This window comes from Plastoroseomonas arctica (assembly GCF_018128965.1).
GTDB lineage: Bacteria > Pseudomonadota > Alphaproteobacteria > Acetobacterales > Acetobacteraceae > Plastoroseomonas > Plastoroseomonas arctica.
The window spans coordinates 162,993-171,354 of sequence record NZ_JAAEDH010000007.1 but is presented as its reverse complement, the minus strand read 5'-3'; the positions used below and the strand labels follow the sequence as shown (position 1 = coordinate 171,354).

At 71.5% G+C, this 8,362-nt stretch carries 3 protein-coding genes; 2 read left to right on the top strand and 1 reads right to left on the bottom strand.

Annotated features, from left to right (window positions below; all coding sequences use genetic code 11):
• Together GXW79_RS08465 and GXW79_RS08460 are read left to right on the top strand one after the other, a co-directional pair.
• Positions 1 to 2,908, top strand: a 2,908-nt coding sequence (locus GXW79_RS08465; RefSeq protein WP_211873936.1) for a beta strand repeat-containing protein, incomplete at its 5' end; no start/stop codon positions are given.
• Position 2,909: 1 nt separating this feature from the next.
• Positions 2,910 to 5,840, top strand: a complete 2,931-nt coding sequence (locus GXW79_RS08460) for a CHAT domain-containing protein (protein ID WP_211873935.1) — start codon at positions 2,910 to 2,912, stop codon at positions 5,838 to 5,840.
• Positions 5,841 to 5,858: 18 nt separating this feature from the next.
• Here the strand turns inward: GXW79_RS08460 and GXW79_RS08455 are convergent, their stop codons facing one another.
• Positions 5,859 to 8,210, bottom strand: a complete 2,352-nt coding sequence (locus GXW79_RS08455) for a putative bifunctional diguanylate cyclase/phosphodiesterase (protein WP_211873934.1) — start codon at positions 8,208 to 8,210, stop codon at positions 5,859 to 5,861.
• Positions 8,211 to 8,362 lie beyond the last annotated feature (152 nt).

The window sequence follows — 8,362 nt, the reverse complement described above, 5'->3', positions numbered from 1 at the left end:
CACCGGCGTGGCCCCGGGTGCGGAGCTGCGCGCCGACGCGACCGTGCTGGGGCAGGGCGGCAGCATCATCGTCCATTCCACCGAGGCGACCGAGATGGCGGGTGCGATCAGCGCGCGCGGCGGGCCGCAGGGCGGGGATGGCGGCTTCGTCGAGGTCTCGGGCGAGCGCGGCTTCCGCGTGCCCGGCAGCATCGACGCCGGGGCGCCGCAAGGCCAGGCGGGCACCGTGCTGTTCGACCCGAACACGCTGCTGATCGCCAATAACGGCTTCACGCTGCCCGGCGTGCCGGACTTCAACCCGGCCGGCGATTCGCTCGGCTTCGGCGCGCCGCCCACCGACGCGGTGGTCACACCCACGCAGATCGCCGCCGTGACCGGGGACCTGCTGCTGCAGGCCACCAGCTCGATCGTGGTGCAGGATGCGGTCACCAAGCCGCAGGGCAGCCTGACGCTGCAGACCGCGGCCAATGGCCTCATCCAGATCAATGCGAACGTGGTGATCCAGGCGGGCAACCTCACGCTGATCGGCAACGCCATCGCCTTCAACGCGCTGGCCCAGGCGAGCGGCACTGTCACCTTGCAGAATACCGGCGGCACGGCGCCCGGCAACGTCACCGCCGGCACCAATGGGCGGATCGTCGCGACGACGCTGACACAGACCGGGGCGCTGTCCTTCAACGCCATCACGCTCAGCGGCGCCAATGAGATCGCGACGCTCGGCTCGCTGACCGCGCAGCAGGGCATCATCGTCAACAATATCGTGGATCTGACCGTGGCGGGACCGGTATCCCTGCTGGCCGGCGCAGGGAGCGGAAACATCAGAATCATCGCGGACGGCGGCGCCACGGCCAGGAACCTCACGGTCAACGGCTCCGTCAATGCGGGCGTCAATCAGTTCGTCCTCACGGCCAATGGCGACGTTACGCTCAATCCTGGATCGAGCGTCTCAGGATCAGTATTTGAAGGGCTGAGTGTGATTGCCGCGGCCACGACGGGGGGCACCCGTAATCCGGCGCTTCCGGGCGCGCTGCGACTCAACGGCACAATAAACCACGTGGGCGACCTTACCTTCGGCGCTGGGACTGGTGGAATTTCCCAGCAGGGCGGGCAGATTGTTGTCCCGGGGGGGACGCTCGGGGTCGCGTCAGGCGCGGATGCGCTGCTCGACCATGGCGCCGGCGGTGGTGCGCCCAATGCCGTGGCCAACATTGGCTCAGTGAACATTCCGGGGCGTTTCAGCCTTGATAACGGGATTACAAATCTCACGGTTACGACCGCAAGTACGATCCAGGCGGCGTCCATCCGGATTGCGACGGAAGGCACCCTGACGATTGCTGCCGGCGTTGGAACTCTTCCATCTGGCCTGCTCACCTCGCCCAGCGGCACCATATCTCTTCTGGTCAACGGCCTGAACCTGCCGGCAGGACCCACAACCACACCGCGCGTGAATGCCGCCACCGTCGAGATCGCGCCCGCCACCCCGCGCGCCGTTCAGTTCGCCCTGCCCGATGCGACGACGCCCACGCCGGGCACGCTGGCGCTGAACCAGCAGACGCTGGCTCTTATCAACGCGACGGACACGCTGCGCATCGGCGGCACCACGGCGGGCGGCACGACCGCGACCGCGCTGACCATCGAGGATAATTTCGACTTCGCCGGCGGCCCGACGCTGGCGGTGGGCACGCTCGACCTTCGCAGCCTCGGCGCCATCACCCAGGCGGCGGGCACCTTGCTGGGCGCCGACATCCTGACCGGCAGCGCGGGCGGCGGCGTGAACCTGCCCAACGTCTCCATCGGGCAGCTCGGCGATTTCTCCGCCGGGGACAATTTCTTCCTCAGTGCGGGGGAGCTCGTGCTCGCGGGCTTGGTCTCCGCGCCGGGCCGGATCGTGACGCTGGTCGCGAGCGGGTCCGTCTCGACCACCGGCCCCGGCCGCGTGACCGCCGCCGAACTGCGGGTGAGCAACTCGGACGGCAACATCGAGCTCGCCGGTGCGAACCTGCTCGACCGGCTGGGCGAAACCCGCTCGGTCGGGACGCTCGAGATCGTCAATGCCGGGCCGCTGATGGAAATTCCGGCCGGTGCGACGGTGCAGGCGGCCGATGAGGCGGTGCTGCGCGCCACCACCGGCTCCATCACGGTCAACGGCACCGTGCGCGCGCCGGTCCTGACCCTGTCGGCACCGTCGGGCACGGTCGCGGTGAACGGCAATTCGGCCATCGCCACCACCGGCGCGCTGCTGCTCGCCGGCGATGCGGTGGCGGTGAACGGGCTGGTTTCCTCCCCGGTGCAGGTGACCGTGCAGGGGACGAGCAGCGCATCGCTCGCGGGCACCGCGCAGACGCCGCTGCTGGTGGTCAGCGCGCCCGCCGTGACCTTCGGCGGGCTGAACGTGGCCGGTCTCACCCGTCTCTCGCTGGGCACCGGCGGCTTCGCCTCGGGTGGGATCAATACCCGCCAGCTCGCGGTGCTCGGTGGCCGCGGTACGCTGCTGAACGGCACCATCGCGGGCGTCGCGGGCGAGAGTGCCGCCGCACTGGGCGAACGGCGCAACGCGCAGGGCGTGACCGAGCCTTCCCCGCCGCCAAATGCGCTGAGCTTCCTGTTCAACAACTGCGCGATCGCCGTGGCCGGGCTCTGCGCACCGCCGCCTCCGGTCGTGACCCCGCCGCCGCCGACGCCGCCGACGCCGCCCGCGCAGGCTGAGCCTGGGGACCAGTCGCGGCCCGACGTCCCGAGCTATACCGTCGCCGACAACCCGCGCGGCTTGCAGGCTGAGCTCGACCCGGCCGGGCAGCCCGCCGGGCTGGTGCGCTTCCCCAGCGTGTCCCTCGTGGTGCGCCCCGGGCGCGACACGACCGAAGACCGCGAACTCGCCCCCCCCAACGTGCGTGCGGAGGATTTCTGACATGCGCGCCACCATCCTGATCCTGGGCTTGGCACTCGCCGCCTGCGCCCGGCCGCCCGAGAGTGCCTTCGTGCCGGTCTCCTCCGGCGGCGCGGTGACCGAGGTCGGTGCGAGTGCCGCCGGCGAGCCCTGCCGGATGGCGCGCACCAATGATGGCGGCGACATCTGGTGCGGCACCTGGGAAAGCCCCGCGGTGCGCATCCGCCGCGGCGATGGTGCGACCGCCATGGGCGCGGCGCAGGCGGCGCGCACGACCCTCGCGGCGCGGCTGGACTGCGACGCCCCGAGGCCGGCGACCAGCGGCGGCATGAACGGCGCGCTCATGGAGTGCCGCCGGCGTCAGGGCGGCTGGCCGGCCTTCGTGCTCGCCGCCGGCGAGGGCCGGATCTGGCTCGCCGAGGGCGTGCTCTCCGCGCTGCCGGCGGCCGACCGCGCGATCGGCGTGCTGGCGGGGCGCAGCGGCACCGCCTCGGCGCCGCTCTCCTCGGACGCGATCGCGCTGCTGGCGCAGCGCCTCTCGCGCGAGGCGATCTCGAGCGGCGATATTGGTCGCTTCGACGCGCTGATGGAGATCGGCCGCGACGCCAATCAGGCCGAGCGCTTTCCCGCCTCCGAGACCGCCTATCGCGCCGCCCTCGCGCTGCAGGATCGCGCGCTCGGCGCCAACAATCCCAACAGCGCCCAGACGATGATGCTGCTCGCGCTGCAGCTCTCGAACCAGGGCCGCTATCCCGAGGCGGATGCGCTGTTCAACCGCGCGACCCCGCTCGCGGCCCGCGCTGCGGACCCGCTGGCGCCGGCGGCCCTCGCGCATTACCGGGCGCTGGCCGACGCCAATCGCGGCCGCACCGAGCCCGCACTCGCCGGCTTCGCGCGCGCCGCCACGCTCTACCGGCCCTTCCTGCCGCCGGAGCTGCGCGAGGGCGGGGCCGCCCTGCCGGCCGATAGCGGCGCGGCGCTAGCGCCCCTGCTGGTCGCGCGTGACGTGGTGCCGGACCCGCTCGCGCAGCGCGCGACGATCGGGCTCATCGAGGCGCGGCGCAACGCCGCCGCCGTGCTGCGTGCCGCAGGGCGGGGCGCGGAGGCGCAGGTGGCGGTCGCGGATGCGCAGCGCATCGTCGCCGCGGTGCCGGGCCTGTCGGGGGCGAACCTCATCTCGGCCCGCCTCGCGCGGACCAGCGGTGCGCTTGCGGCCGGCACCGGCGAGACCGGGCTCGCCGATGCGCGCTTCGCCGCCTCCGCCCGCGGCTTCGCGCTCGGCGTGCCGCGCTCGCGCCCCTATGCGGAGACGCTGCTGCTCCGTGCCGCCGCCATCGGGCCCACGGCCGGCGAGACCGCCGGGATCTGCCGCGAGGCGGTGAGCGTGCTGCGGTCCCTGCGCGAGGGCGTGGAGGCGCGGCGCATCGCGCCCTGCGTCGATGCGCTCGCTCTGGCCGGCCAGGTCGATGCCGCCTTCGAGGCGGCGCAGCTCGGCCAGGGGCTGGTGACGACCACCCAGATCGGACGCGCCGCCGCACGGCTGACGGAATCGGCGCGCGACCCGGCCGTCGCCGGTGCCTTCCGCCGGCGCGAGACGGCGGAGCGCACACTGGCCGCCAAGTACCGTGAGCGCGACGCCGCCATCGCCGCGGGCGCGAACCGTGGCGAGCTCGCCGCGCTCGATGGCGGCATCGGCGCCGCCGAGGCGGAGGCGGTTGATGCCGACGCCGCGCTGCAATCGGCCGCACCCGGCTTCGCGCAGCTGGTGCAATCCTCGGCGACGGCGTCCGAGGCGATGGCCGCACTCCGACCGGGCGAGGCGCTGCTGCTGGTGACCGAGCCCGAAGGCGGCCGCGGCTGGAGTTTCTGGGCGCAGGAGGGGCGGATCACTGTCGCGCGGATCGGCGCCGACACCGCCGAGATCAACCGCCTGGTGGCCGAGCTTCGCGCCAGCGTCGAGGACGGGAATGGCGAGAAGCCGTTCATGGCGGGCACCGCGCATGCCCTGTACCAGGCGCTGATCGGCGTGCATGGCGCGCGCGTCGGCGAGGCGCGGGCGCTGCTCGTGGTGGCCGAGGGCGCGCTGCTGTCGCTGCCCTTCCCGATGCTGGTCACCGCGCCGCCGCCCGACGCGCGCAGCCACGAGGGCGCGCGCTTTCTGCTCGAAGCCATGCCCGTGACGCATCTGCCCTCGCCGGCCAGCCTTATCGCGCTCCGCCGCTCGGGCAACTCCGCGGCCGGGCAGGCCTGGGTCGGGTTCGGTGCGCCGGTGCCGGTGCCGGCGAGCTACGCCGCGCGCAGTTTCCCCGCACAGCCTTCCTGCGGGCGCGGCCTCGCCTCGCTCGCGGCCCTGCCCGGTGCGGCGCTGGAGCTGCGGGTCGCCGGGCAGATCATGGGGGCGAATGCGTCGGAGCAGCGCCTGGGTGCGGCCTTCACCCTCGACGCGCTGCGCCGGACCCGGTTGCGCGACTACCGCGTGGTGCATTTCGCGACCCATGGCGTGCTGCCCTCGGACCTCGCCTGCCTCACCGAGCCGGCGATCATCGCCTCGGCCGCCGCCAACGGGCCGGATGCGACGCAGGCGCTGCTGACCTCCGGCACGGTGCTGGAATTCGACCTCGACGCCGACCTGGTGATGCTCTCCGCGTGCAACTCCGGCGGTGGGCGCGCCGCCGGCGAGAGCCTCTCCACGCTCGCGCGCAGCTTCTTCTATTCCGGCGCGCGCGGTCTGCTGCTGACGCATTGGTATGTGAACGACATCGCCGCGGCACGGACCGGCGCGGTCATGCTGCTCAACATGCGCAACGGCGACGGCAGTGCCGAGGCGCTGCAGAAGGCGCAGCTTGGCATCTTCCGGCTGCGCGGCGGGTCTCACCCGGCGTTCTGGGCGCCCTTCGCACTGATGGGGCCGGGGCAGGCGGGCAGGCCGGGCGTCCGCCAGGCGGCGCTCTGAGGCCGGCGGCGCCAGGTCTTAGCACGAGGGCGCGAGGCTGACCGTGTCGGCGGGCTCAGGCTTGCCGAACAGGAACCCCTGCGCCTCGTGGCACCCGATCTCAGCCAATAGCGCGCATTGGGCTTCGTTCTCGACGCCTTCGGCCGTGATGGACATGTCGAGCGCGGTACCGAGCGTGACCACCGATCGCACGATCGCGTTGCTCTCGCGCGAATAGCCCAGGCTCGCGACGAAGGACCGGTCGATCTTCACGCGGTCGAACGGGAAGCGCTGCAGGTAGCCGAGCGAGGAATAACCGACGCCGAAATCATCGAGCGCGATGGCGACGCCGAGCTCGCGAAGCCGGTGCAGGCTCGCCATCGTCTCCTCGGTCTCGCGCAGCAGCACCGATTCCGTGATCTCGAGCTCGAGCCGGGCGGGGTCGAGGCCGGATAGCGCCAGCGCGGACCTGACCGCCTCATAGAGGCGGCCACCGCCGAACTGCACCGGGGAGAGGTTGACCGCGACGCGCCAAGGCGTAGGCCAGGCGGCCGCCTGGGCGCAGGCCTGGTGCAGCACCCATTCGCCCAAGGGGATGATCAGACCCATCTCCTCGGCCAGCGAGATGAACTGGTCGGGCAGGATCAGCCCGCGATATGGGTCGCGCCAGCGCAGCAGCGCTTCGAAGCCGATCAGGCGCCGCGCCGGCAGCGTCACCTGCTTCTGGTAGTAGAGCTCGAATTCCTGGTTCTCGAGCGCGCGGCGCAGGTCGAACTGATCGCGGCGCCGCTTCTGCGCCTGGGCGTGCATGCCCTGCTCGAAATAGCGGAAGCGGGAACGCCCGGCCGCCTTGGCGCGGTAGAGCGCCATGTCCGCGTTCTTCAGCAGCGTATCGGCGTCGAGGCCGTCGCGCGGTGCGACGGCGATGCCGATGCTGGCGCCGACGACGACCCTGTGCCCGTCGATCTCGAACGGTGCGCGCAATTCCTCCACCAGGCGCTGGGCCAGCAGGCCGGCATCCTTGGGCTGGTCCAGCTCCATCTGCACGAAGGCGAATTCATCCCCGCCCAGGCGCGCGATCGTGTCGATCTGGCGCACCTGGCCCATGCAGCGCCCGGCGACGGCCTGAAGCAGCGTGTCGCCGCCGCCATGGCCGAGGGTGTCGTTCACATCCTTGAAGTGGTCGAGATCGAGATAGAGCACGGCGAAGGGCTTGCCCCCCGCCTTGGCGCGGACCAACGCCCCGTCGATCACCGAGCGCAGCAGCGCGCGGTTCGCAAGCCCGGTGAGCGCGTCGTGATGCGCGAGGAAGTCGATCCGCGCCGCCCCCTTGCGCTGCTCCTCGAGCACGCTCAGGGCGGTGCGCGCGGTGGCGAGCTGGTCCCGGCTCTGCAGGTGGCGGATGCCGAGCAGCGCGCCGCCGATCGCCGTCAGCGTCACCAGAACCAGGGCGATACTGGTGGTCAGGACATGTTGCCACCATGAGGCCAGCACGTCGTCGACGCTGCGAGACACGGTCACGATCACCGGGTAGTCCGACAGGGCGCGCGCGGCGATGATCCGCTCGACACCGTCCAGCGGGCTCTCGGAGTGATAGGTCAGGCCCGACGCGGCGCCGGCGATCTGCGCGAAGCGGATGGCGTCGGCATCGGCCGAGCTGTTCTGGCCCGGCTCCGGGTGCGGGAACCGCGCCATCAGCACCAGGTCGCGCCGCCACAGCGAAATCACGCCTGTGGGGCCGAGATCGATGCGGCCGAGGAACTCCTCGAAATCGGTCAGCCCGATGCCCACGCCGGCGATGCCGAGGAACTCTCCGTTCGCAGTTTCCAGCCGGCGCGAGAGATAGATGTTCCAGGTGCCGGTCTGGATGTTGCGTGCCGGCGGGGCGAGATAGGTGGCGAGCTGGGGATCATCGCGTAGCACCGAGAAATGCGGACGGTCGGCGATGGAGAAGACCGGCAGCGGCCAGGCCCGCGAGGATGCGATCGTCACCCCCTGCGCATTGGTCAGGAACAGCGCCTCGATCTGCGGCAACGCGCTGATCATGGACCGCAGTTCGAGGTTGACCGCCTGGGTGCTCAGCCGCTCGTCGAATTCGCGGGTGTTCTCGACGCCGAGGATGGTGACCAGCTGCATGAGGCCCTGGTGCAGCAGCTCCACGGAGCGGAAGGTATTCTCGGTGTAGTTCGCGAGCACGAGTGCGAGGTTCTCGATCTCCCGCTCGGCCCGGGCCATGTCGCGGCGATAGAGGTGGCCGAGCAGAAGACCGGCCGCGAGGATCGCGGACAGAACGAAGGACGCCGCCGCCACTACCAGCCAACGGGAGGAGCGTGGGGCCTTGTCCGGCGCGCTGCGAAGGGCCGCGCCGGGCCATCGCAGGACGCTGGTCATGGCAGGCATCGTGGTGCCCGGTCGTTCATGCTGGAATTTCAGTTCCACCAGCGGGATCCGGACAAGTTTCGCGGATCCGTTGGCGATTCGGGTTGCTAACTCGCTGCGTCATTTCTCTTGCGATACGGGAAATGGTCGTTTGCTGCCACTGA

Coding starts and splice junctions, on each gene's coding strand:
- GXW79_RS08460 (WP_211873935.1), top strand. CDS start 2,910: ATGCGCGCCACCATCCTGATCCTGGGCTTGGCACTCGCCGCCTGCGCC.
- GXW79_RS08455 (WP_211873934.1), bottom strand. CDS start 8,210: ATGACCAGCGTCCTGCGATGGCCCGGCGCGGCCCTTCGCAGCGCGCCG.